20 protein-coding genes are annotated in these 26,218 nt (G+C 34.5%); 14 read left to right on the plus strand and 6 right to left on the minus strand.

What is annotated here, in order from left to right; all coding sequences use genetic code 11:
• Positions 1-17 precede the first annotated feature (17 nt).
• The 12 genes from QLQ96_RS07625 to QLQ96_RS07680 all read left to right on the plus strand — a co-directional run bounded on the left by QLQ96_RS07625 (position 18) and on the right by QLQ96_RS07680 (position 19,481).
• Entirely contained in the window at positions 18-1,727 is a 1,710-nt protein-coding gene (locus QLQ96_RS07625) for a RagB/SusD family nutrient uptake outer membrane protein (protein ID WP_482496015.1), read from the plus strand.
• Between the two features lie 29 nt (positions 1,728-1,756).
• The gene (locus tag QLQ96_RS07630) at positions 1,757-2,551 is read left to right on the plus strand and encodes a hypothetical protein (RefSeq protein ID WP_482496017.1); all 795 of its coding nucleotides are present in this window, start codon (positions 1,757-1,759) and stop codon (positions 2,549-2,551) included.
• A gap of 987 nt (positions 2,552-3,538) precedes the next feature.
• Positions 3,539-6,649 carry a SusC/RagA family TonB-linked outer membrane protein gene (locus tag QLQ96_RS07635; protein WP_482496018.1) on the plus strand — a complete coding sequence of 1,037 codons (3,111 nt, stop codon included), beginning with the start codon at positions 3,539-3,541 and terminating at the stop codon, positions 6,647-6,649.
• Between the two features lie 12 nt (positions 6,650-6,661).
• Positions 6,662-8,170, plus strand: a complete 1,509-nt coding sequence (locus tag QLQ96_RS07640) for a RagB/SusD family nutrient uptake outer membrane protein (RefSeq protein WP_482496020.1) — start codon at positions 6,662-6,664, stop codon at positions 8,168-8,170.
• 28 nt (positions 8,171-8,198) lie between these two features.
• A complete protein-coding gene (locus QLQ96_RS07645; RefSeq protein ID WP_482496021.1) occupies positions 8,199-9,077 on the plus strand; it encodes a hypothetical protein in 879 nt (292 codons plus the stop codon).
• A gap of 144 nt (positions 9,078-9,221) precedes the next feature.
• Positions 9,222-10,676: a glycoside hydrolase family 30 protein gene (locus tag QLQ96_RS07650; RefSeq protein ID WP_482496023.1), complete on the plus strand. Its 1,455-nt coding sequence runs from the start codon at positions 9,222-9,224 to the stop codon at positions 10,674-10,676.
• Between the two features lie 85 nt (positions 10,677-10,761).
• On the plus strand, positions 10,762-12,204 hold the full coding sequence (locus QLQ96_RS07655; RefSeq protein ID WP_482496024.1) for a glycoside hydrolase family 30 protein: 1,443 nt from the start codon (positions 10,762-10,764) through the stop codon (positions 12,202-12,204).
• A 28-nt stretch (positions 12,205-12,232) separates the two neighbouring features.
• The gene (locus QLQ96_RS07660; protein WP_482496026.1) at positions 12,233-13,705 is read left to right on the plus strand and encodes a glycoside hydrolase family 30 protein; all 1,473 of its coding nucleotides are present in this window, start codon (positions 12,233-12,235) and stop codon (positions 13,703-13,705) included.
• 124 nt (positions 13,706-13,829) lie between these two features.
• Entirely contained in the window at positions 13,830-14,903 is a 1,074-nt protein-coding gene (locus QLQ96_RS07665) for a glycoside hydrolase family 16 protein (RefSeq protein WP_482496028.1), read from the plus strand.
• A 72-nt stretch (positions 14,904-14,975) separates the two neighbouring features.
• Positions 14,976-15,815 (plus strand): endonuclease/exonuclease/phosphatase family protein, encoded by an 840-nt coding sequence (locus QLQ96_RS07670; RefSeq protein ID WP_482496029.1) that lies wholly within the window; start codon positions 14,976-14,978, stop codon positions 15,813-15,815.
• 1 nt (position 15,816) lies between these two features.
• Complete coding sequence (locus tag QLQ96_RS07675; protein WP_482496031.1) at positions 15,817-17,241, plus strand: glycoside hydrolase family 30 protein; 1,425 nt, start codon at positions 15,817-15,819, stop codon at positions 17,239-17,241.
• 11 nt (positions 17,242-17,252) lie between these two features.
• The gene (locus tag QLQ96_RS07680; protein ID WP_482496032.1) at positions 17,253-19,481 is read left to right on the plus strand and encodes a glycoside hydrolase family 3 N-terminal domain-containing protein; all 2,229 of its coding nucleotides are present in this window, start codon (positions 17,253-17,255) and stop codon (positions 19,479-19,481) included.
• 178 nt (positions 19,482-19,659) lie between these two features.
• Here QLQ96_RS07680 and QLQ96_RS07685 read toward each other — a convergent pair whose 3' ends face one another.
• A complete protein-coding gene (locus QLQ96_RS07685) occupies positions 19,660-21,681 on the minus strand; it encodes a hypothetical protein (RefSeq protein WP_482496033.1) in 2,022 nt (673 codons plus the stop codon).
• A gap of 149 nt (positions 21,682-21,830) precedes the next feature.
• On the minus strand, positions 21,831-22,088 hold the full coding sequence (locus tag QLQ96_RS07690; protein ID WP_482496035.1) for a hypothetical protein: 258 nt from the start codon (positions 22,086-22,088) through the stop codon (positions 21,831-21,833).
• Between the two features lie 282 nt (positions 22,089-22,370).
• Between QLQ96_RS07690 and QLQ96_RS07695 the strand changes: the two genes are divergently transcribed.
• Complete coding sequence (locus QLQ96_RS07695) at positions 22,371-23,126, plus strand: NUDIX hydrolase (RefSeq protein WP_482496037.1); 756 nt, start codon at positions 22,371-22,373, stop codon at positions 23,124-23,126.
• Between the two features lie 23 nt (positions 23,127-23,149).
• A complete protein-coding gene (locus QLQ96_RS07700) occupies positions 23,150-23,470 on the plus strand; it encodes an MmcQ/YjbR family DNA-binding protein (RefSeq protein ID WP_482496039.1) in 321 nt (106 codons plus the stop codon).
• 5 nt (positions 23,471-23,475) lie between these two features.
• Here QLQ96_RS07700 and QLQ96_RS07705 read toward each other — a convergent pair whose 3' ends face one another.
• From QLQ96_RS07705 to QLQ96_RS07720, 4 genes are all read right to left on the minus strand, one after another.
• Positions 23,476-24,084 (minus strand): alpha-ketoglutarate-dependent dioxygenase AlkB family protein, encoded by a 609-nt coding sequence (locus QLQ96_RS07705; protein WP_482496041.1) that lies wholly within the window; start codon positions 24,082-24,084, stop codon positions 23,476-23,478.
• Entirely contained in the window at positions 24,071-24,316 is a 246-nt protein-coding gene (locus QLQ96_RS07710; RefSeq protein WP_482496043.1) for an Ada metal-binding domain-containing protein, read from the minus strand. Before QLQ96_RS07710 ends, QLQ96_RS07705 begins: the two co-directional genes overlap by 14 nt.
• 147 nt (positions 24,317-24,463) lie before the next feature.
• A complete protein-coding gene (locus QLQ96_RS07715) occupies positions 24,464-25,177 on the minus strand; it encodes a 2OG-Fe(II) oxygenase (RefSeq protein WP_482496045.1) in 714 nt (237 codons plus the stop codon).
• Positions 25,178-25,309: 132 nt separating this feature from the next.
• Positions 25,310-26,152, minus strand: a complete 843-nt coding sequence (locus tag QLQ96_RS07720) for a bifunctional helix-turn-helix domain-containing protein/methylated-DNA--[protein]-cysteine S-methyltransferase (RefSeq protein WP_482496047.1) — start codon at positions 26,150-26,152, stop codon at positions 25,310-25,312.
• Positions 26,153-26,218: the final 66 nt, after the last annotated feature.

Here is a 26,218-nt window from a genome sequence, read left to right on the forward strand (position 1 = left end):
TAATTAAAACATTGAAAATGAAAAAATTAAGATATATAGTAGCAATTTCAGCAATTTTTGCAGTGTATGGCTGTAATGATGAACTGGATACGGAGAACCTTTCAGAAAAGAGTTTAACTAGTTTTTATAAATCTCCTACTGATATAAACGAAGCAATGGCAGGTATTTACAATGCTATCTATACAGCGAATGTTCATAGTGAAGAACAAGTAGCTGCAAACCTGATGGATAATATGATGTTTGGTGGTGGAGGTCCAGATGATAAATCTGCAAAATGGGTAGATAATTTCGAAGATCCTGCTGAAGATACCTATCGCGATATGTGGAGACAATCATATAATGGGATTTCGAGAGCAAATGCCATTATTGAAAAAGTTCCAGATGCAGATTTTTCTAAGTATTTTGATACGCCACAACTAGCAGAAGAGTTTAAAAAACAAGCAATTGGAGAAGCTTTGTTTATGAGAGCTTTCTTCTATTTCAGATTAGCAAAATTCTTTGGAGGAGTGCCATTGGTTATAAAATATGATGGTGACAGATTAGTTGCGAGATCGACTTATAGTGAGACATTCGCACAAATCGCATCTGATTTAAAACTAGCTATTGAAACTATGCCTTCTACACCATTTACAAGTATTCCAACTGCAAGATATGGTCATGCTAATAAATGGGTTGCAGAAGCATATATGGGACGTGTGTTTTTGTTTTATACGGGTTACATGAGTAACATCGAAAAGCAAGCAACGACAGATTTGCCTCTTGTTGAAGGCGGTGCTTTAACGGCAACACAAGTTGGGGCTTATTTAGATGATTGTATCAATAACAGTGGTTATAAGCTTGCGTCTGATTTTAGAAATCTTTGGCCATATTCTTACGTAAATAAAAGTGCAAAAAGTGACACTGTACTGCCTTGGGCTGCAGCGGAAGGTTTATCATGGGTAGGTCAAGATGGTGCTACACCAACATTTGGAACAGGAAACTTTGAAACAATGTTTATGCAAAGATATTCTTTTGGTAACTGGGATTGGACAAATGGTCAGAGTTACACGAATAGACTTGCTCTATTTAATTCATTGCGTGGTAATTCTTTAGCACCTTTTGGAGAAGGCTGGGGATGGTGTACCGTAAACCCAAAATTATTTTCAGGATGGGATGATGCAGATCCAAGAAAGAGAGGGTCTATACTTGAAGTAGGTAAAGCTGAACAAGGGACAGGTAGTTATGCACCAGATAAAGGAGATCATGAAACAGGATATTTTAATAAAAAATATGTTTCATTACAGCACGATGATGGCAAAGGATCAAATGTAGGAATGTTTGTTCAGATGTATGATTGGAAAATTACAGATATGCAGTTGATGCATGCCCAAGATTTTATTTTCATGCGTTTTGCGGATGTGTTATTAATGCATTCTGAAATTACTAAAACGCCAGAAGGTATGAATGCAGTAAGACTAAGAGCAAATCTAGGACCAGTGGCATATTCTCTTGATAATATCAAAACAGAGCGTTTGCATGAATTAGCTTTCGAAGGATTGCATTGGTTTGATCTAGTTCGCTGGGGTGATGTTGATACTGCTTTTAATGATGTAATTCAAGTTAGAAACTCTGGTGTTGATGCCAGTTATAGTGTAAAATATAGAACAGAAACTAAAGGCTTAGTTCCGGTTCCAGAAACCGAAATCAGACTATTAAATGGAGTTTATAATCAAAATCCAGGTTGGTAATATTTAATAACTACTAATAATAAGAAAAGATGAAAATTCATAATATAAAATATTTACTAATTGCAGTCTTTATGCTGGTCTTTTCGGCATGTGACCCAATTGTAGACGAACAGCATTTAAGTAATTCAATAACTGTTGAGAATGTCGAGCTTAAAGCAACAAATACTACGGCTGGTGGTAATGAAATCAAACTTGAAATGCTTAGTCCGGGCGTTAGTGGTTATTGGGATTATATAATAAGCAAGGCATTAACAGATACTCATACTATTACAATGCCAGTGACTGGGACTTTTAATTTTGCATATAAAGGAACTTTAGGAGCAGAATTTTTTGAAAAAACAGTTCCTGTTACAATTAGTGTATTAGATCATCCTGTACCGCCAGAATGGGGATTTTTATTAGGCTCAAATGCTAAAGATGGTAAAACATGGGTTTTTGACGGCGCTGCAGGTTCAGGTGAATTATTTTGGTTTATGTCTCCTCCAGATGATCCTAATTCGGCGATGAGTGCATGGTGGAATGCAGGGGGAGAATGTTGTCCTCCACTAGATGTTGAAGGTAAGATGCACTTCGATTTGGATGGTGCACCAAATTACAATCATTATCAAACGGCATCTGCAGCTGCAGAAAAGGGAAGCTTTGTATTGGATGTTACTAACAAAAAGTTATTCATTAAAAATTCAAAAATTTTAGGTTATGAAGCTGGAAACGCTGAAAATGAGTATACTATTGTTACCCTTACACAAGATAAACTAGTATTATATGTACCAAGAAGTTTAAAAGACCCTAAAACAGGTTGGACATTCATTTTTAAACCTGAATAAAATATTTTGTGTTAGTTGTTTCGAAAAAGGAAGACTAAAAAATTCCTTTTTCGAATTTCAAACATTTTATGCTTCACTTTAAGGAAGCATATTTAAGATTTAAACTATGGTTAGTTTAAGTTAAGTTTATTGCCTGGTGGGCCCATAATTTCGATTATGGGCCTTTTTTTATTTTAAAAACTTGACCAAATTCAAATTAAGAGATTATAACTAACGAGGATGCATTCTTTAATTCGATTTCTAGATCAAATTCCAGTAATATTCTCTTTTGTTTTCATTTAAAGCAGTTTAAAGGATTTGAAACGTAAGCTAGGGTGGTTTTTAATGCTTTTAAAGGCTTATTTATTGTTTCTTCAATTCCTCTCCTTCTTTATAATTATATAAAGGCTCTTGTAAGGCTTTAAAGAATGCCAAATTTGAAATTAAGATTTCGATCAGAAAACTAGCCTTATTCCTCATTTTACATTAAAAATGGCGTTTTCTAGATTTTTGAAGGTGATCTTTCCGATTTTTTTCAACTCAAAATAACATATAAAGAAGGTAATTTCTTATATAATATTTAAAAATAAGCTTTTTCCTATAATAAAAATATTATTGATAATGTAAAAAAAGCAGGGTAAAAAAACGATATTCTTTAATTTTTCAGCATAAGTAAAAATAAAGATTTCAACCCTCTAATTGTTTATCTAATAGCTATTTACAACGTAATTGTAACGACTATCACGTTGTAGTTTTAATAATTTTGATGAATTATACTCCTGAAAATATACTGTAGTGTTATTTTTTAAAATTAACTTTTATTTAGTACTATTTTTTATTTTTTTAAATATTTGAAAATTAAATAATTATGTTTTTTTTGATGTGTTTTTATAATATTATTTTTCTCTTTTTGATGTGTTTTTGTAATGATTATGAAGTGTGAAAAGTGAAAATTTAGTTTTAGTATTGCATTAAATTACTAATTAATTAACCAAAATTTTTAGAAAAATGAAATTAACAAAATTACTTGTTTTTTGTATTTCATCTTTATTATTCTCGGTTATAGCTGTGGCTCAGGATGTCACAGTAAATGGAATAATCAATGATGAAAATGGTTTGCCTGTTCCAGGTGCGACAATCTTATTGAAAGGTACTACTAAATCTACTGCCTCAGACTTCGACGGAAAGTTTCAGATGCAAGTGCCTTCAAACGGATCATTAACAATTACGTTTATTGGTTACGCTACAGTAACAGAAGCAATAAATGGAAGAACAAAAATTACTATTCAATTAAAACCAGAATCACAATCTTTAAATGAGGTTGTAGTTGTTGGATATGGTACTCAAAAGAAATCTGTTGTAACTGGAGCCATTTCTAGTGTAAAGGCAGCTGATCTTGAAAAAGTGCCAAACGGACGAGTTGAACAGTCTTTACAAGGTAGAGTAGCAGGGGTTTCTGTTGCAGCTACTTCTGGAAGCCCTGGCGCAGCGTCTAAAGTTCGTGTAAGAGGTATTACTACCTTTAGAGAAGGTGGAAATGATCCTTTATGGGTAGTTGACGGAATTGCTGTAGATGCTGGTGCAGTTGGTTTCATCAATCAATCTGATATTGAATCTATCGAGGTATTAAAAGATGCTGCTTCAGCTGCAATTTATGGTACTCGTGCAGCAACTGGGGTTATTCTAGTTACCACTAAAAAAGGAAAGTCTGGAAAAATTTCTGTAAACTATAATGGTTTTGCAGGTATTTCTGCTCCAGCGAAAAGATTAGATATGTTGAATGCTACTCAGTACGCAACTATTATGAATGAAAAATCTTTGAATGACGGTGGTGGTATTAAATATGCAAATCCAGCTTCTTTCGGAAAAGGTACAGATTGGCAAGATGCAATCTTTAATGATTCGGCTTTCAGATACACGCATGAATTAAGTATTAGTGGAGGTAGTGAAAAATCTACTTTCTATGCTTCTTTCGGAATTCAAGATCAGGAAGGTATTGTTGCTACAGATATCTCTAATTATACAAAGAAAAACTTTAGATTAAATTCTACTCACAAAATTTCTGATTTCTTTACTTTCGGACAGACTTTTGGATACACACACCAAAAAACTAAAGGTATTGGTAATGTAAACAGTGAGTTCGGAGGTCCGTTAAGTTCTGCTGTTAACTTAGATCCGCTTACCCCGCTAGTGGTTACAGATCCAGCCGTAGCAAACTCAGGTTATTACACAAACCCAAATGTTGTTAGAGATGCAAATGGAAATCCTTACGGAATTTCTTCTTTAGTGCAACAAGAGATGACAAACCCTCTAGCGTATACTCAAACTAGATTAGGAGGATTTGACTGGTCAGACGATTTTGTTGGTAATGCTTATTTAGAGGCTAACATCACGAGTCATTTAAAATTTAGAACAACACTTGGCGGTAAGTTGGCTTACTGGGGGAATGAAATGTTTACTCCGGTTAACTTCTTAAACCCAAACATGAAAGCTGACAGAAATAACTACAATCAAAACAACGAAAAAGCTCTTTCTTGGACTCTAGAAAACACTTTGTCTTATGCGAACAAATTTGGAGATCATAATGTAAGTGTTTTAGCTGGACAAGGTGCTTATGTAGAAAATATTGGTAGCACTATCGGAACAACAATGTTTGGTCTTCCAATTACAAGTTACAAAGATGCTTCTTGGAATTTTGATATTCCTCAAGCTGATAGAACAACAAGAACAAGCGATAAAGTAGAACACAAATTGGCTTCATTGTTTTTACGTGCTAACTACGATTACATGGAGAAATATCTTTTTACAGGAATCGTTCGTCGTGACGGATCAACTCGTTTTGGTGAAAACAATAAATTTGGAGTTTTCCCTTCATTCTCATTAGGATGGGTAGTTTCTAAAGAAGGTTTCTGGAAAGAAAACAATGTGGTAAACACTTTAAAATTCCGTGGAGGTTATGGAGTTGTAGGTAATGATAATATCGAAGACTTTAAATATAGAGCTACGGTTGTAGGAGGTTACAATTATACTATTGGAAATGGTGGAAGTATTACAACAGGATACGGAAACTCTACTTTGCCAAATGCAAACTTAGGATGGGAAGAAACATCTCAAACTACTGTAGGTCTTGATGCAAAATTATTCAATGATTTTTCTCTTACACTTGATTATTTCAAAAAATCAACAAAAGGAATCTTAAGAAACATTGTAATTCCTGGATATGTTGGAGCAACTGATGCGCCTTCTGCTAACATTGCAGATATGGACAATAGCGGTTTGGAGGTTGAATTAGGTTACAAGAAAAGACTTGGGGATTTTAATTTAGGAGTTAATGCAAACTTTGCTTACTTGAAAAATGAAATCACTTATGTAGGATCATCTACTAATTTCATTGTTGGAGATGCAACTTTCCAATCTATGGGACCCGTAACTAGAACACAAGTTGGACATTCATTTAACGAGTTCTACGGATTTAAAACAGCCGGAATTTTCCAAAATGAAGCTGAAGTTGCAGCTTACAAAAATGCAAACGGAGGTTTAATTCAGCCAAATGCTAGACCAGGAGATTTCCGTTGGGTAGATTCTAATGGTGATGGAGCTATTACTGAGGATGATAAACAATTCTTAGGAACAAATATTCCGAAATATACTTTTGGTTTCACAGTAAACTTAGACTACAAAAACTTCGATTTTATGGCATTTACTCAAGGAGCTGCAGGAAGCAAAATTTTCCAAGGTTTAAGAAGATTAGATGTACTTAATGCAAACTACCAAACTAAAGCTTTAGAGCGTTGGGTTGGCGAGGGAACTTCAAACGATTACCCAAGATTGACAAATAATGACCCAAATAAAAACTACACTAACATGTCAGATTTTTACTTGGAAGATGGAAATTACTTCCGTTTAAAAGTGGTAACTCTTGGATACACAATGCCAGCTAGTTTATCATCTAAAATCGGAGCAGATAAACTACGTTTTTACGTAACTGGAGAAAACTTAATCACTTTTACAAAATATACTGGATTTGATCCAGAAATTGGAGGCCAAGTTTTTGGTATAGACAAAGGAGTTTATCCGCAAGCAAGATCTATTTTGTTTGGAGCTAACGTTCAATTTTAAAAATAAATAATCATGAAAACGATAAAATTTAAATATATATATGTGGCTGTAGCATTGGCTGTTCTAGGCTCTTGCTCTGAAGATTTTGTGACCACTAACCCTGAAGGAAAATTTGACACAAGTACATATTTTTCTAATGAACAGCAATGTTATGCTGCTTTAGTAGGAGTTTATGATCCATTGAGAAAAAATACAGGTGGTTTTGAAAACTTAGTGGCACTGCTAAATGCCGGTTCAGATGATTTTTATGCTGGAGGAGGTAGTTCTACAGATGGAACCGGAATTCAAAATTTCTCTACACACTCACTTTCTTCAATTACTATTCCGGCAAGTTACTGGAACGATCACTACCAAGGTATTTCTAGAGCAAATTTGTTGTTATCTAAGTTGCCAGCAGCTACAATGAATGATGTAGCTAGAAGGAGATTTGCAGCAGAAGCTAAAACATTACGTGCATTTTACTATTTTAATTTAGTAAGAATGTTTAAAAATATTGCTTTAGTTTTAGAGCCGTTAACTACAGAAACGATCTATAATCCTGAGCAAGTTGCACCAGAGGTAATTTATGCACAAATCGAAAAAGATATAACAGAAGCAATTGCTGATTTACCTAATACAGTTGATGCAAAAACAGAAGCTGGAAGATTTAACAAAGGAGCTGCTCAGGCACTTTTAGGGAAAGTACTTTTGTTTGAAGGTAAAAAAACTCAGGCGGCGACAGTTTTGGCGGAAGTAAATGGTACTCCAGGAGCAGTAAATCAATATGGCAATAAACTATTGGATGATTTTAGCGACTTATGGGTAACATCAAACAAATTCAACGAAGAATCATTAATCGAAGTATCTCACAGTAGCGCTGGTAACTCTGATTGGAGTTTCTGGGGACAAGGTAAAGATGAAGGAAACTCTTTAAACATCATGGTTGGACCTAGAGGATATTCTAGACCAAAAGGCTCTGATGCACCAGATCTTCCAGCAGGATGGGCTTTCAACGTTGCAACTCAAAAATTATATGATGCAATGCAAGGTGATCCCCGTTTAGAAGCTACAATTCTTGACTTAAAAGCATTAAAAGCAGCAGGTAAAGCAGATTATATCCCAGCTTACCAAGACACTGGATTTTTCTTAAACAAATATCTTCCAAGACAGTCAGATGTTAGTACAGGTGGTGGTAACTCAGAGTTGAACTACAAGCAAAACTCTTATGTGATCAGACTTGCAGATACTTACTTAATGGAAGCAGAAGCTTTAGGTTCTGGGCCAAGAGCACAAGCTTTACTTGATGCAGTTAGAGGAAGAGTTGGATTGGGTTCTGTTCCCGTAACATTAGAAGCGATCAAACATGAAAGAAGAATGGAATTAGCTGGTGAAGGACATAGATTCTTTGATTTAGTAAGATGGGGAGATGCAGCAGCAGCATTATCTGATAGAGGTTTTGATGCTGGAACAGATGAGATTTTGCCAATTCCGTACACAGAGCTTAACGGTACTAAATTGAAACAAAATCCGAATTACCAATAGTATTACTAATTAACCAAAACAAAAAGAAATGAACCTAAATATATATTTTAGAAAAAGTGTATACCTAATGCTGGCTTTAGCATTAGGAACACTAAGCAGCTGTAGCGAAGAAGTTAATGAAAATCCTCTTGTAGCTACAAATCTTGATGCCTCGTTTACTATCGCCCCAGTTGCAGGAGCTATGAATACTTATCTTCTAACAGCAACGCAACCAAAAGGAGTTATTCTTTCACAATGGGATACTGGTGATGGTGCAAGTCCAGGAAAAATGAATCAAGTGATTTCTCTACCTGATGCAGGAACATATACAGTTACTCATACAGCCGTTGGAGCTGGAGCAGCAATGGCAACTTCTTCTCAGCAGATCGTAGTAGCGCAAACAGATCCTGCAAAAGGAAACTTAGTGCAAGGTGGAAAGTTTGCAACTGCTGCAGATCAAGCTAAATGGATTAGTGCACAATTAAGCCCAACAGGTGCAGCGTTTTGGTCTTTCGCTAATAATAGCGCGACGATTCATCTACCAGGTGGAGGAGCTCAAGAAGGTATCTATCAAGCAATCGAAGTTGTAAAAGACAGAGAATATACAATCGACATGACAATTTCTTGCCCTAGCGGTTTAGACGAGACTTGGTTTGAAGTGTATGCTGGTAAATCAGCACCAGTTCTAGGTACTGAGTATAAAGAAAACAGAGTTATGGGAATAAGTACTTGGGATGGCTGCGGAACATCTAAATTTTCAGGAAAATTATCTGGAGTTGGATGTGTAAAAAACGATGTAACGAAAACAGTTTCCAATGTTGTTAAATTCCCTGAAAGCGGAACAATATATCTTGTAATTAGATCTGGAAGTAATAAAGCGGGTAATGAACCTATTACTATCACAAAAGTTGAATTCAGAGGAAAATAAAAAGTTAAGTTAAGTTTAAGTTTGGTTGTAAATAGCCCATAATCATTATGAGTATGGGCTATTTTTTAAATCCTTCAAAAGGGTAGAACTCATTTTTTTGATTTCTTCTAAACTTCAATTTAAAAACATAATAATTAGAAGCGAATGAAAAAAAATAGCCTAAAAATTATATGCCTTTTGTTTTCTGCTGCAGCTTTTGCACAACAGCCAAAAACAAAAAAAGAGTTTACAACCGACGGTAAAAAAATAACCGTTTATACCACAGCGGAAAACTCTAAATTGCGATTAACTACTACAGATAATTTGACTTTTTCTGCCGCAAAACAACCTCTAGAAACCGAAACTTCTATTTTTGTACAGCCAGCTAAAAAGTTTCAAACTTTTATGGGAATTGGAGGTGCTATTACAGATGCTAGCGCCGAAATATTTGCTAAACTTTCAAAAGAAAAACAAGCAGAATTTTTAAATGCTTACTACGATCAGCAAAAAGGTATCGGCTATTCTTTGCTAAGAACAACAATTCAAAGTTCTGATTTTAGCAGTGGAAGCTATTCTTACATCGAAGAAGGAGATAAAGATCTGAAGACTTTTTCTATTGATCATGATAGACAATATCGAATTCCATTAATCAAACAAGCCATTCAAAAAGCTGGCGGAAAATTGACAACTTATGTTGCGCCTTGGTCACCAAATGCTTTTATGAAAAGTAACAAGAATGTATTAAAAGGAGGAACTTTACTTCCTGAATACTACCAGACTTGGGCTAATTTTTACGTGAAATTTATTAAAGCATACGAAAAAGAAGGTATTCCGATTTGGGGAACTTCTACTCAAAATGAACCAATGGCGGTTCAGACTTGGGAATCTTGTATTTATACAGCTGAAGCAGAAAGAGATTTCATCAAAAATTATCTTGGTCCAACTTTGAAAAAAGAAAATCTTGGCGATAAAAAAATCATCGTTTGGGATCATAACCGCGATTTGATGAATTACCGCGCCAACGTAATTTACTCAGATCCTGAAGCATCAAAATATGTTTGGGGAATGGGATTTCACTGGTACGAAACTTGGTCAGGCGGTGCGCCGATGTTTGATAATGTTGGGAAAGTAAATGAAGCTTATCCAGATAAAAAACTCATGTTTACTGAAGGTTGCATCGAAAAATTTGATGCATCGAAATATCAATTTTGGGGTAATGCAGAACGTTACGGAATTAATATGATTAATGATTTTAACAACGGAACAGTGGCTTGGACAGATTGGAATATTCTTTTAGACCAAAATGGAGGCCCTAATCATGTTGGAAATTTCTGTTTCGCGCCAATTCATGCAGATACAACAACAGGAGAATTAATTTACACTCCATCTTATTATTACATTGGACACTTTTCAAAGTTCATTCGTTTAAATGCTGTTCGTGTAAGTACAGCTGCAAGCAAAAGCGCTTTATTAAGCACATCTTTTTTAAATGCTGACGGAACAATGGCAACTATTGTCATGAACCAATCAGCTAATGATCTTACATACAATTTAATTATTGGTGATAAAAAGGCAGAAGTCAAAATTCCGCCGCATGCTATACAAACACTTGTTTATTAATATTTTGTAGAAGTAATAAAGAAGGCTAATTTGAATTAGTTATTAGCCTTCTATTTACTTTACCTTAAACTGTTTATAGAACAATATGAAAGCGACAACTCAAATATTGCTATTAACCTTTGCCTTTATTCAATTAAGCTGTTTTAATTCAAAAATAATAGCTCAAAAAAATAATAAAATAAAGGTTTTTACTACTGCTGAAAACACAAACTGGAAATTATCATTATCAAATGATTTCATTTCAAGCAACAAACAAAAAACACCAACGGTATCAATTGCTGTAAATACTAAAAAAACAGACCAAACTTTCCTCGGAATCGGAGGGGCAATTACAGATGCAAGCGCAGAAGTTTTCGCAAAATTATCGCCAAAAAAACAGCAGGAATTCTTAACTGCTTATTACGATAAAAATAAAGGTATTGGTTATTCTTTGGCTAGAACAAACATTCACAGCTGTGATTTCAGCAGTGACAGCTATACTTATGTTTCTGAAGGAGACAAAGAATTAAAGACTTTTAATATAAACCACGATCGCAAATATAGAATTCCTTTAATTAAAAAAGCAATTGAAACAGCCGGCGGAAAACTAACTTTATTTGTGAGTCCTTGGAGTCCCCCAGCTTTCATGAAAGATAATAATGATATTTTGCACGGCGGCGTTTTATTGCCTGAATTTGCTTCAGCTTGGGCATTGTATTATACGAAGTTCATAAGGGAATACGAAAAAGAAGGAATTCCGATCTGGGGATTGACAGTTCAGAACGAACCAATGGCGAGACAGAGCTGGGAATCTTGCATTTATACTCCAGAAGCAGAAAGAGATTTTCTTAAAAATCATCTCGGCCCAACTTTAGAAAAAGAAGGTTTAGGCTCGAAAAACGTTATTATTTGGGATCATAATCGAGGAGATATGTTGACCAAAAGAGCCAATCTTGTTTTCTCAGATCCAGAAGTTTCTAAATATGCTTGGGGAATTGGATTTCACTGGTATGAAACTTGGAATGGAGGTTCACCTCAATTTGAATCTGTAGCACAAGTTCACGAAGCTTTTCCAAATAAAAATCTTCTTTTTACTGAAGGCTGTATCGAAAAATTTGATGCTTCTAAATATCAGTTTTGGGGAAATGCAGAACGTTATGGAATCAATATGATTAATGATTTTAATAACGGAACAGTAGGTTGGACAGACTGGAATATTCTTCTAGATCAGAACGGAGGTCCAAATCATGTTGGAAATTTCTGTTTCGCACCGATTCATGCTGATACAACAAAAGATGAATTAATCTATACGCCAATGTATTATTATATTGGACATTTCTCAAAATTCATTAGACCAAATGCAAAAAGAGTGCTTGAAACCATAAGCGACAAATCGTTGTTAAGCACTTCTTTTAAAAACTCTGATGGACAATTGATTACGGTAGTGATGAATCAATCTGAAAAAGAGATTGTTTATTCTCTAGAAAATCAAACGAAAACACACACAATTACAATTCCGGCACACGCTATACAGACAATTGTATACTAATTGTCAACTAACTAAATAACCACGAAAAATGAAGTTTAATTTTAAAAATACCATAAAAGCATTTTGCTTCTTGGCAGCTGTATTGGCTCAAGTAAAATGCTCTTCTTCAAGTGATCCAGTAGAAAACCCTCCAGTAGATCCTCCAGTTGTAAACCCTCCGGTAGTGGTTACAAACGATGTTGATTTCTGGCTAACAAAAGGCAACCAAAGCGTTTTATTGGCAAAACAATCAGGAATATTGGGTTTTGGCACAACAGCAAATGCTTATGCTAATATTGAAGTAAATGCTGCTCAAAAATATCAAACTATTGATGGTTTCGGATACACTTTAACAGGAGGAAGCGTTGATGTGATAAATCAATTAAATCCAACAAAAAGAACGGCTCTTTTGCAGGAATTATTTGGTTCTGGCGAAAATTCAATAGGAGTAAGTTATATCAGAATCAGTATTGGAGCTTCAGATTTAAGTGCAACGCCTTTTACGTATGATGATCTTGCAGCTGGAGAAACAGATTTGAATTTGGATAAATTTAGTTTAGAAAAAGATAAAAATCTAATCGCCATGCTAAAAGAAATTCTGGCAATTAACCCAAAGATTTTAATTCTAGCAACACCTTGGTCTGCACCAATTTGGATGAAAGATGTGGCTAGTTTTAAAGGAGGAAAACTGAAAACAGAATATTATGATGTTTACGCTAAATATTTTGTAAAGTACATTCAGCAAATGAAAGAAGAAGAAATTACAATCGATGCCGTAACACCTCAAAACGAACCTTTGCATGACGGAAATAATCCAAGTATGTATATGTCTTCTGCAGATCAGGGAGCTTTCATTAAAAAAAGTTTAGGGCCAGCATTTAAAGCAGCAAATCTAAACGTAAAAATTATCGCTTACGATCACAATTGCGATAATCCAAATTATCCCAAAGCAATTTTGGCAGATGCAGATGCATTTCCATTTGTAGACGGGTCGGCTTTCCATTTATATGCCGGAGATATTAGCGCTTTAACTAATGTTTTTAATTCTTATCCGACTAAAAACGTATATTTTACAGAACAATGGACTTCTTCTGAAGGTAGTTTTGATGGCGATTTAAAATGGCATCTTCGAAATATAATTATCGGATCGATGAGAAATTACAGTAGAAATGCTTTAGAATGGAATGTAGCCAATAACCAAAATTTCGGCCCACATACAGATGGCGGTTGTACGATGTGCAAAGGTGCTATTACGATAACTTCTGGAGATACTTTTCAGCGTAATGTTGCGTATTATATTATAGCTCATGCTTCAAAATTTGTTCCGATGGGATCAACTAGAATTGAAAGTAATTCTGGAGGCAATTTGCAAAATGTTGCTTTCATTACGCCGACAGGCTCTAAAGTATTGATTGTTGAAAATGATGGTTCTGCAACAGAAACTTTCAATATTAAATTCAATGGAAAATGGGTTACAACTTCGTTAGAAGCGGGATCAGTTGGTACTTATACTTGGAAATAATATTTCAATTTTAAAACTCATTTTTAACCTGAAATTTTTTGTTATTAACAAAAACAAAAAGTAGAAGAAATAATATTTATCTTGATATTCAATTTATTAACTAAACCATTTAAATAATAAAAAGATGAAAATGATTAATCTCGCAAATAGAGCAGGAGTTCTTACTTTAATCCTATTGTTCGTATTTCAGTCTTGTAGCAGTAACAACGATTCGACTGAAACTCCTCCGGTGGTAACTCCTGATAAAATTTCTGTACAAGTTGATGTAGTGGGTAAAACTGCCGAAATGCCAAATGGAGACGGAAGCGGAAAAATTAATTTAAAAATAGATGCTGCTGGTGCGAAGTCTTATAAAATTGTGGTAAACAACGAAACAAAAGAGTTTACAACCAGCAATTTTGCCTATGAATTTACCAAGCCAGGAACGCAAGCCTATACCATTGAGGTTACAGTATTTAATGGAATAAAATATACTAATGCCTCTACAACAGTAAATATTTTCGTAGCCAGAAAATTAATCTGGTCAGATGAATTTAATACAGATGGCGCTCCCGATTCTAATAAATGGGGTTACGATTTAGGAACTGGAAACGGTTTCGGAAATAACGAATTGCAATATTATACAAACCGTACAGAAAATGTAAAAATCGAAGGTGGCCTTTTGAAAATCACAGCAATCAGAGAAGATTATCAAGGAAGTAAATATACTTCAAGTAGAATGCTAACAAAAGGTAAATTTTCATTTAAATATGGAAGAGCAGAGGTTCGTGCAAAATTGCCAGTTGGCGGCGGTACTTGGCCAGCTTTCTGGTTGCTTGGAGATAATATCGATACTGCAGGTTGGCCATTATGTGGAGAAATCGACATTTTAGAATCAGTTGGAAACAATCCAAATGTAATTCATTCATCATTGCATTCTCCTGGACGTTCGGGAAATACGCCAGATACGAAAACAACAACTGCTGCAAATTCGACAACGGAGTTTCATATTTATGCTGCCGAATGGGATGCCGAAAACATCAAATTCTTTGTAGATGATAATTTGTTTTACACTTACAAAAACTCAAGTACAACTCCATTTAATGATAAATTCTTTGTGATTATAAACTTTGCAATGGGAGGAAATTTTGGAGGAGCAGTCGATCCAAATTTTCAAAAATCAACTTATGAAATCGATTATGTAAGAGTGTATAATTAACATAAGTTTTAAATAGATTTTTTTCTTTAAAGTCTTGCAAACACTAGCTTTACCAGATTAAAATTTTTTAACATGAAAAAGATAAACAAACTTGTTTTTGCAGTAATGCTGCTTTTAACCGTGAACTCATTTTATGGTCAGAATTTAAAAATAATGACTTATAATATCCGTTTGGATGTTGCTTCAGATGGAGAAAATGCATGGCCAAACCGAAAAGATTATTTTACATCTCAAATCGGTTTTTACAGTCCAGATATTTTCGGAGTTCAGGAAGCAACGCCAAATCAAGTGCTAAATATTGCGGCGGCTTTGCCAAATTACAACAAATTCGGAGTAGGAAGAGAAGAAGGAGGTTTAGGTGAAGCTTGCACGATTTATTACAAAAAAGACCGTTTTAAAGTGGAGCAATCAAATACTTTCTGGTTGTCTGAAACTCCAAACGTGGTTTCAAGAGGTTGGGATGCGGCTTGCAACAGAGTTTGCACATACGGACTTTTTAAAGATCTAAAAACTAAAAAAACATTTTGGGTTTTCAATTTGCATTTAGATCACATGGGCGAAGAGGCGAGAGTAAAAGGCGTACAGCTAGCTCTTTCTAAAATAGCAGCACTGAATACCAAAAATTATCCTGCTTTTTTAATGGGTGATTTCAATTCTGAACCAAACACAACGCAAATTGGCGAAATCAAAAAAGTGATGGACGATACGAAAGATGTTTCAATAGAAAAACCTTTTGGACCTTCAGGAACTTTCAACGATTTCAAACACAATGAACCTGTAACATTATTATTAGACTACATTTTTATTTCAAAAAATAGCGGTCTAAAAGTTCAAAAACACGCAGTGTTAAGTGATTCTAAAGATCTAAAATATCCGTCGGATCATTTGCCTGTCTTAATAGAAATAGATTAAAATGAAAAACATCAACAAAAAACTTCAAATCCTAGTTTTACTGCCATTAATTGCAATGCAGTTTAACTGTGGATCTTCAACAAATGCTGTAAAAAATACTGGAAAAGTTTCGTCTTGGATTACCACAACAGATGAAACGTCAAAACTTAAAAAACAAACTGATTTGGCTTTTGCTTCAGAAACAAATTCAAATCAAACCATTGAAATAAATCCAGCAGATAAATTTCAAACCGTAGAAGGTTTCGGATTTTCATTAACAGGAGGAAGTGCTCAGGCTATTAAAAAATTAGATAAGCCAAAAAGAGAAGCTTTACTTCAGGAATTATTTTCAAGAAAAGAAAATGCAATTGGTTTAAGTTATTTAAGAATAAGTATTGGAGCATCAGATTTGAATGAGAAAGTTTTTTCGTATGATGATATGCCAGAAGGACAAACCGATTTGAAACTGGAACACTTTAATCTTGGACCAGATTTAGACGATGTAATTCCGGTTTTAAAAGAAATTTTAGCTATAAATCCTAAAATAAAAATTATGGGTTCTCCGTGGTCTCCACCAGTTTGGATGAAAGACAACGGAAGCTCAAAAGGCGGAAGCTTACAGCCAAAATACTATCAAGTATACGCAGAATATTTCGTAAAATACATTCAAGCAATGAAATCTCACGGAATTATTATTGACGCGATTACGCCTCAAAACGAACCTTTGCACCCAGGAAACAATCCAAGTTTATTGATGTTGGCAGAACAGCAAGCAGATTTTGTTGGGAATAATTTAGGTCCCGCTTTCGCGAAAGCAGGAATCAAAACCAAAATCATTGTTTATGATCACAACTGTAACAAACCAGAATATCCTTTGACGATTTTAAGAGATCCAAAAGCAAATCCGTTTGTAGCAGGATCGGCTTTTCACTTGTACGAAGGTGACATTAGCGCTTTATCAACTGTTCATAATGAGTTTCCAAATAAAGATTTGTATTTTACAGAACAATACACAGGATCTGGAAGTAATTTTGAAAGCGACTTAAAATGGAGTGTAAAAAATGTAGTAATTGGTTCAATGAGAAATTGGAGTAAAAATGCACTTTCTTGGGGATTGGCAAACGATGAATTCTACAAACCTTTTACACCAGGCGGATGTTCAACTTGTAAAGGGGCTTTAATGATTGATCAAAATCAAAACATCAAAAGAGAAGTAGGATATTATATTATCGGACATGCTTCTAAATTTGTTCCAGAAGGTTCGGTAAGAATAGGTAGTAATATTGCAGGAAACTTATATAATGTAGCTTTTAAAACTCCATCAGGACAAACTGTTTTAATTGTAGAAAATGACGGAGCTTTGGCAGAAACATTTAATATTAAATACAACCAACAACAAACCACAACCACACTAAACGCTGGAGCGGTCGCTACTTACGTTTGGTAAAAACTTAAACTATGAAAAAAGTAACCACAATTACGCTGTTTATGCTGTCGCTTATGGCGTCGGCACAGCAGCAGTCAATAGATCAGAAAGTCAATGAGCTGTTGAAAAAAATGACAATTGAAGAAAAAGTCGGCCAGTTGAATCAGTACACTGGCGACAATCAGGCAACTGGACCAATTACGATTAATCCGAACAAACAAGCAGAAATCAAACAAGGTTTAATTGGTTCGATGCTAAATGTCATCGGAACAAAATATACCAGACAATATCAAGAATTGGCGATGCAGTCAAGACTTAAAATTCCGTTGTTGTTTGGACAAGATGTTATTCACGGTTATAAAACGACTTTTCCTCTTCCTTTAGCGGAAGCGGCATCTTGGGATTTAGCAGCAATCGAATTAGGCGCAAGAGTTGCAGCGACAGAAGCAGCAGCAAGCGGAATTCATTGGACATTTGCTCCCATGGTAGATATTGGTCGTGATCCGCGTTGGGGACGTGTAATGGAAGGTGCTGGAGAAGATACTTACTTGGGGTCTAAAATTGCTTACGCGAGAGTAAAAGGTTTTCAAGGAAACAAATTGGGTGAATTAAACTCGGTTATGGCCTGCGTAAAACACTTTGCAGCTTATGGAGCAGGAGTTGGAGGAAGAGATTACAACTCTGTAGACATGAGCGAAAGAATGCTTTTGGAGACCTATTTGCCTCCGTTTAAAGCAGCTTTAGACGCTGGTGCAGCAACCTTCATGAATTCATTTAATGATATTAACGGAATTCCAGCAACTGGAAATGCACATTTGCAAAGAGATATCTTAAAAGGAAAATGGAACTTTCAAGGTTTCGTAGTTTCAGATTGGGGGTCAATTGGCGAAATGGTGGCACACGGTTACTCAAAAGATCTAAAAGAAGCGGCCTATTCAGCCATTACCGCAGGAAGCGATATGGATATGGAAAGTAACGCGTATCGTAAACATTTAGCAGAATTAGTAAAAGAAGGCAGAGTTTCTATTGATTTGGTTGATGATGCGGTAAGACGTATTCTTCGCAAGAAATTCGAATTAGGATTATTTGATGATCCTTACAAATATTCGGATGGAAAACGTGAAGAAAAAGCGTTAAACAATCCAGAGCACAGAAAAGCAGCTCGCGAAATGGCGGAGAAAAGTATCGTTTTATTAAAGAACGAAAACCAAACTTTACCAATTTCTAAAAGTGTAAAAACAATTGCTTTCATCGGACCAATGGTAAAAGAGTACAAAGCCAATATGGGATTTTGGGCTGTTGAACTTCCAGAGGTAAAATACGATCAATGGGTAGTTTCGCAATGGGACGGTTTGCAAAATAAAGTAGGCAAAAACACTAAATTATTGTACGCAAAAGGATGCGATGTGACTGGCGACAATAAAGACGGTTTTGCAGAAGCAGTTGAAACAGCAAAACAAGCAGACGTTGTAATTTTGAGTATTGGTGAAAGACATGATATGAGCGGTGAAGCAAAAAGCCGAAGCGACATTCACTTGCCAGGTGTTCAAGAAGATTTGGTAAAAGCGGTAATGGCGACAGGAAAACCAGTTGTAGTTTTAATTAATGCTGGAAGACCTTTAGTTTTCAACTATACTGCAGATAATGTTCCTGCAATTCTATACACTTGGTGGTTAGGTACTGAAGCAGGAAATGCAATTGCAAATGTATTGTTTGGAGATTACAATCCGTCTGGGAAATTACCTATGACTTTCCCAAGAGAAGTAGGACAGGTGCCAATTTATTACAATCATTTCAGCACAGGAAGACCTGCAAAAGATGAAAATGCAACAAATTATGTTTCAGCTTATATCGACTTAAAAAACTCTCCAAAGTTTCCTTTTGGATATGGTTTAAGTTATACAACGTTTGATTATTCTGGTTTAAAATTATCTTCAACTAAAATAAAAAGCAACGAAACAATCAAAGTTTCTTTCCAATTGAAAAATACTGGAAAAGTAGCCGGAGAAGAAGTAGCTCAGTTGTATTTGAAAGATAAATTCGGATCTGTTGTAAGACCAGTTTTAGAATTAAGAGATTTCCAAAAAGTGAAATTAAACGCAGGAGAATCTAAAACAATCGAATTTACAATTGACAAAGAGAAACTTTCTTTCTATAATAATAAATTAGAATGGGGAACTGAACCAGGAGATTTCGAAGTAATGATCGGAACTTCATCAGCAGATATTAAATTAAAATCTGATTTTGAATTAGCAAATTAATCCATTGAGGAAATGGAATGAAATTTAATTTAACACATAGTCTATTTGTATTTAAATTAGTGAAACGCCTTTTTTTAAGTCTTTAGACTATATTTCTATGTGTTAAAATTAATTAAACGCAATACATTAAATAAAAAAAGCGAGGCTTCAAAAACCTCGCTTTTTCTATATTCAAAATTTATTTTAAACGTTTCTTGAAACTGTATTTCAGCATATTTAATATTCCCTGTTCTATAACATCAATTCCAATTCCGTAATTACTGTCGGCAATTGTGTGATGTGCATTTCTGAATTCTTCAAAATCCTCTTTCGGAATTTCAAGATTTACCAATGGTTTAAAGTCAATATAAATCGATGCACCATTTTTACTTACTTTTTTACGACTCGAATAATCAAAATATGGATTATTGATGTTACTTTCCTGAGTGGTAAATTTTTCTTCAGTATCTATTTTTTGATCAGTTGTTAGATGAATTTCATATTTCTCATTATCAAAATTGTGCCAGAAAGAAATGTCGGTATGCATAAAATCACGAGCACCATTTTTAACCAGATTGGCATCAAAATACATTAAGAAACGATTCTTTTGCTGATCTGTAAAATACGGATTTTCGATTGTCGAACTGTATTGAATTGTAAATTCATTCAACTTTTTATCGTCGCTGACAATTTCAATAACAGCATCTTTAAAAATAGTTCTAATATCTGTTCCGTTTCTGTCATTCGTATAATTCAAAGCGTAAAATAAGAAATTATTCCAGCTGTCGATGATTTCTCTTTTATTAGTGTTTTTAAAATATTTACGCATATAATTGGCGCGATTTCCTTTGTAAGTACTCACCAATTTTAATTGGCCAATATTATTTTGAGCACTGAAATCTACTTTTTCACTAATGCCATAATAATCAAATTTATGAGGCTCCTTAATTTGTAACCCTTGATTTGGTTTTACTTCAAGATAATGCAGAAAGTATATAAAACCGCGGTTCTCAATTAATCCGAATTCATCTCTAGAAGTCGCATCAACAAAGTAAGTTCCGTCTTTGTAATTGATTTTTACAATAACGTGATTAAAAGTCAATAGCGACGGAAGGTAATATTTAATGTAATGATCCGAATTGAAATTAACCAAAATTACAGAAGAATCAACATTAATATAATCTAAAACCACTTTCAGCAAAACCGATTTTGCCTTGCAATCTCCCTGTTTGTTTTCATAAGTTACCGATGGTTCTTGCGGTTTGTGGCCGTTCATTTCATCAGCATTATAAATGTAGTAAACGTGATTCTGCACATAATCAATGGCAAACTGTAATTTTTCGTCTTGATCTGCAATCGCATCCAATTTTTCTACCAATTTTGGAGCAAATTCAGTTAAAGAAGCTTTACTGTAAATTTCTTCGTAAAGAGGAGAAATGTAATTTGATAAATCAATCCAGTTACGATCTGTTGCAAAATCAATAAAAGGAGCAATTTCTCTATTTGAATCAAAAGAATTAATGTAGTTTTCATTTTCAATTACATATTGTTCCCCTTTTTTCAGATATTTAATTTCTGGTTCTAAAACCTTTCCTTCTTCATCTCTAAAAAATGTCTTTTTGTATGCAATTGCTTCTCTTCTGTCATTGATAAAAGAGAACTTGTATTTCCCGTAAGCCCAGTAAGTGCTTGGAGTTACATATACATACTTAAGAAATTCTTTTCGCATAAAATCACGATCCGTAAAAACCTTTGTACGCGAATCTTCTGTAATTAAAATATCATAAAGACGTAAATCTTTAATCGTAATATTTACTTTTTTATTACTGCTTAGAATGCCGCCTTCGCTCTGATTTTCGCTATCTAAAACTTTAATTTTGGTATCAGGAATTTTATCAATCAAAACACCATCTCTTAAAACACTGATTCTGTGTATGACGTAAGTTTCATTTTCTTCTACAACAACATCTTTTGCCGAAGCACTTTCAAGATTTGAAGGCTCATTAAGCGTATAGGCAACGCAAGCATATTCACTGTTTTCAGTATCGCTTGTGTAATAAATTTTATCTAAGAAATAGCAGAAATCGCGACCTTCTTCAACTTGTTTGTTTGAGAAATCGGATTCTTGTATATAGTCAATAAGTTGATCGTCATTAATTGTTGGCGCCCAGCTCTCTGGTTTTTGAATTTTGTAACTTTCTGATTCAATGATGTTTTCCATGTACTTTTTCTATAGGGGTATATTCTTACTTTTAAAGTAGCTAAAATAATTAATAAATGACCATTTTCTCTCATTTTAGTGTAAAATTTATAATAAAAAACCTCACCGAAGTGAGGCCTGCATTATAAATTATAAAAATGTGTAGGTATTTATTTTAAAACGATATTTATAAAATCCATTGCGCCAATTCCTTTATAAGATGCATACAACGCTTTTTCATAAGCTTCTCGCTTTGCTTTCTTATCTTTTGCATCAGTTTCGACGATCATTTCGTTGAAAATTCTCTCCTGTTCTTCGCTATATTTTAGAGATTCTTCCAGAAGATAGGTTTTAGAAACAAAACCAAATGAAGACCAGATTCTGGTTCTAATTTTTTTATTGATGTCTTTTAAAGGATTGGTAATCATAACTTCTGTGTTTAAATTTCTACGCTCACTTGAAGAAAAATGGGAACAGCTTGTATTATTTTTCTTTGTTTTTGATTGAATTATAACAGTTAAAATCATTAATGTGTTATAATGACGCAATGTACTTATTTTTTTCAAATTTGATTTTAAATTTTCGTTAAAATTGTAATTTCAACACTTCTAGTTTAATGAAAATCAGTCTTTGTTTTTAGAAAATATTTCAGTTCTATAAAAATGAAGTAAATTGCAGAGTTATTAAAGAAAGAATTTATATAAAATCTGATGTTAAAAGACATTTTAGATAATAACGAAAATTATCAGCCAGGACTTTCTATAGACTGTGTCATTTTTGGTTTTCACGATAATCAGTTAAAAGTTTTATTGATTAAAGTGGAACGTGCCAATAAATGGTCTTTACCCGGCGGTTTCATTCCGTTAGATCAGGATATTGATACGGCTGCAATCACGGTCTTGAATGGCAGAACAGGTGTTGATGGAGTATTTTTAAGGCAATTTGCAACCTTCGGAAAAGTAAATCGTAACCACCAGCATTTTGATAAAAAAACGCTCGAATATCTGCAAATTGATGAAGAAAAAGGAAAATGGCTTACCCGTCGTTTTGTTACGATTGGATATTATGCCTTGGTGGATTTTTCTAAAATTCTCCCAAATCCAACAGGAAGAAACGAGGTTGTAGAATGGATTGATCATAAAGAAGTTCCTGAACTTATTTTAGATCATAAAGAAATTCTAGACAAAGCATTGGACACTTTACGCACCGAATTGAATTTAATGCCAGTTGGTTACAATTTGTTGCCAGAGAAATTTACGATTCCAGAACTGCAAAAATTGTATGAAACGATTTTGGATAAAAAGCTCGACCGAAGAAATTTTTTGCGCAAAATTACCAATATCGGAATCCTAACGAAGCTTGATGAAAAGAAAAGTAACGTCGCACACAAAGCCCCAAACTTATATTCTTTTGATAAAGAAAAATACGATGAGGTACTCAAAAACGGACTGAATCAAGGCTGGTAAAAGTAAACTTTAATCTTTATATTATGGTTTCAATAGAAGACTTTAGAAAATTAGCAATGTCATTTCCAGATGCGACTGAAGAGCCTCATTTTGAGAAAACTTCCTTTAGAATCAAAAAGAAAATTTTTGCCACTTTTGACGAAAAAAATAATCATGCCGTTTTAAAATTAAACGAAATCGATCAGTCAGTTTTTTGTGCGTCAAGCGAAAAGATTTTCTATGAAGTTCCAAATAAATGGGGAAAACAAGGCTGGACAATTGTTGAACTTTCAAGAGTAAGACCAGAAATGTTTGAAGACGCTTTAATCCGTTCGTATGAAAATGTTGCGACAAAAAAGAAGTAACTTTTTTATCTCACAATAGTTCTGAAAGTCAAATTTACTCTTGGTTTTTGAGTAGTTTTTGTTGGAGGCAATCGATGGAGCCAATGTGTTTGCGTTTCATCTTTCATAACCAATAAACTTCCGTGTTCCAGAATTAGAGAAACTGTTTCTTTCGATTCTTTATGTTTGAAAGCAAACTTACGTTCGGCACCAAAACTTACCGATCCAATTGCTCCGTTTTTCTTTAAATCTTTTTCAGCATCGCTGTGCCACGCCATTCCTTCTTCGCCAGTGTGATATAAATTAAGCAAGCAAGAATTGAATGCTTCTCCTGTTTTTTCTTCAATAATTTTCTTTAATTCTAAAAGTTCAGGAGTCCAAGGCAACGCTTTTTTTGTTGTATTTGAGTACGTATATTCAAATTCCTGATCGCCGTACCAAGCAACTTTTCGTTTGGTTAAAATCAATTTTCCGAAGATAATCGCTTCATCATTTTTCCATTCGATTGTATTTAATAAAACATCACGATAGAAATCGGCTTCTTGCCGTGAGAAGCATTTTCCGTAATAATTCACCGTTCCCTCTTTCGGAAGCAGATTTGTTGTTTCGTCTATTTGAGGATTAAATAAGTCCATTTTTCCATATTTTATATTCGGGTTTCATACAATGCCCGCAAGGTCTGAAACCATTTTCTTTAGCTTCATTTTCAGATAAAAAGAAAACCCGATTTTCTCTTTTCATTCTTTTTCCCGAAGAACATTTCAGCGTTCCGTAGATTTTTAATTTTTGGTTGCCACCGAAACAAATTTCGCCTTTTTTAATTTTACGAAGCAATTCAGAATCGGTTATTTTTTGATGATTAATCATAAAGATTTACGTTTTGTTGTTTTTCGCCACGAATTCACGAATTATTCTTTTGCATACTTTATCTGGTATTATTCGAATTAATTCGAAATAAATGATCGCATAGATTTTAAAATAATAATTCGTGAATTTGTGGCGGAAAAAAAATATTTACGAAAGAGCGTCGTGAAAAATAATTCCCAAAGTATGTCGTTCGCCAGAAAGAATCTCGCTTACACCGTGTTTCATATTCACGCGATAATAACCTTTCGAACCTTTTACAGGTCTGAAATTGGTCGTAAAAACCAGAATATCTCCTTTCTTAGGTTTCAAAACGATAGCTTTGGATTGCGCTCTTGGCGTTTGCTGTGTCAAAACGAATTCTCCTCCAGTAAAATCTTCATCGGGTTCGTTTAAAAAAAGTACAATTTGAATAGGAAAATAAACATCTCCATACAAATCCTGATGTAAAGTATTGAATCCGCTTTTGCCATATTTTAGAATTAAAACGGTTGCTTTCAGCTGATTATTGTCGTGACATTGTTGTAGTAATTCTGAATGATTTATTGGAAAAGCGGTATTTATATTTAGCGCTTTCATCCAAGAATTGGCAATTGGAGCCAATTTAGGATAAATTGAAGTTCGAATGTCCTGAATCAAATTGGGAAGAGGATAATTAAAATATTTATATTCCCCTAAACCAAATCGATAGCGTTCCATGACAACGGTTTTTCGATATAAATTTGGATTATCATAATCGAATTTTAAGTCTTCACATTGTTCGTTATTCAAGACATTTGGGATAATAGCGAAGCCATTTTCGTGCATAGATTCGGTAATGCTTTCCCAGTTTTGAGAAGCAATTTTTGATTGTATATTTTGCATAAAGAAGTTTTAGATTGAGATTTTTTTCGCCACGAATTCACGAATTATTTTTAAAATCTATGCGCATAGATTTTGTTTAATTCGTGAATTGCTTCGCCTGTTCGCTATCGCTCGAGTCGTGGCGGAAAAAACTTAAAGATTTATTTGCGCGCCTTCCCAGCCGATTATCGCTGTTTTTCGGGTATTTCCCCACATGTAACCGCCAAATGTTCCTGAAGATTGGATAACACGGTGACACGGAATTAAAAACGCAACAGGATTACTCCCAATCGCTGTTCCAACGGCGCGGGATGCATTTGGCTTTTGAATTTGATTTGCAATGGAACCATACGTAGAAAGCTGTCCCATTGGGATTTTGAGTAAAGTTTCCCAAACTTTCAGCTGAAAATCGGTTCCTTTTAAATGTAGTTTTATTTCAGATAATTTGCTCCAATCGTTTTGGAAAATGAATAAAGCATTTTGTTGTGATAAATCTAGTTTTTTAGAAAATTGAGCATTTTGGAATTTGTCTTTCAAAGCAATAAATCCTGCCATTTCATCTTCGGCGAAAGCCATAAAACAAACGCCTTTTTGCGTTGAAGCAACAACAATATTCCCAAACGGACTTTCGGCAAAACTGTAATTTATTTCAAGGTTTTTTCCTCCGTTTTTATATTCCGCAGGCGTCATTCCTTCTATATTTACAAATAAATCATGAAGTCGGCTTGTTCCTGAAAGACCTGTTTCAAAAGCAGTTTCAGAGATTGTCGCCTGATTTTCTTTGAGTAATTTTTTGGCGTGTTCGATACTTGTATATTGTAAAAACTTCTTCGGACTCGTTCCTGCCCATTCGCTAAAAAGTCGTTGAAAGTGAAACGGACTCAAATGTACTTTTTCCGCAACCTCATCGAGATTGGGCTGATCTTTAAAATTAGCTTTGATATAATCTATGGCTTCAGCGATACGATTATAATTGATGGTTTCCTGTGTGTTCATCTTCTTTCCATTTTACAGTACAAATATCGATTGGTTTTAGAAGGTATAAAATCCGAAACTTGCGGA

This window comes from Flavobacterium sp. B167r, assembly GCF_056824315.1.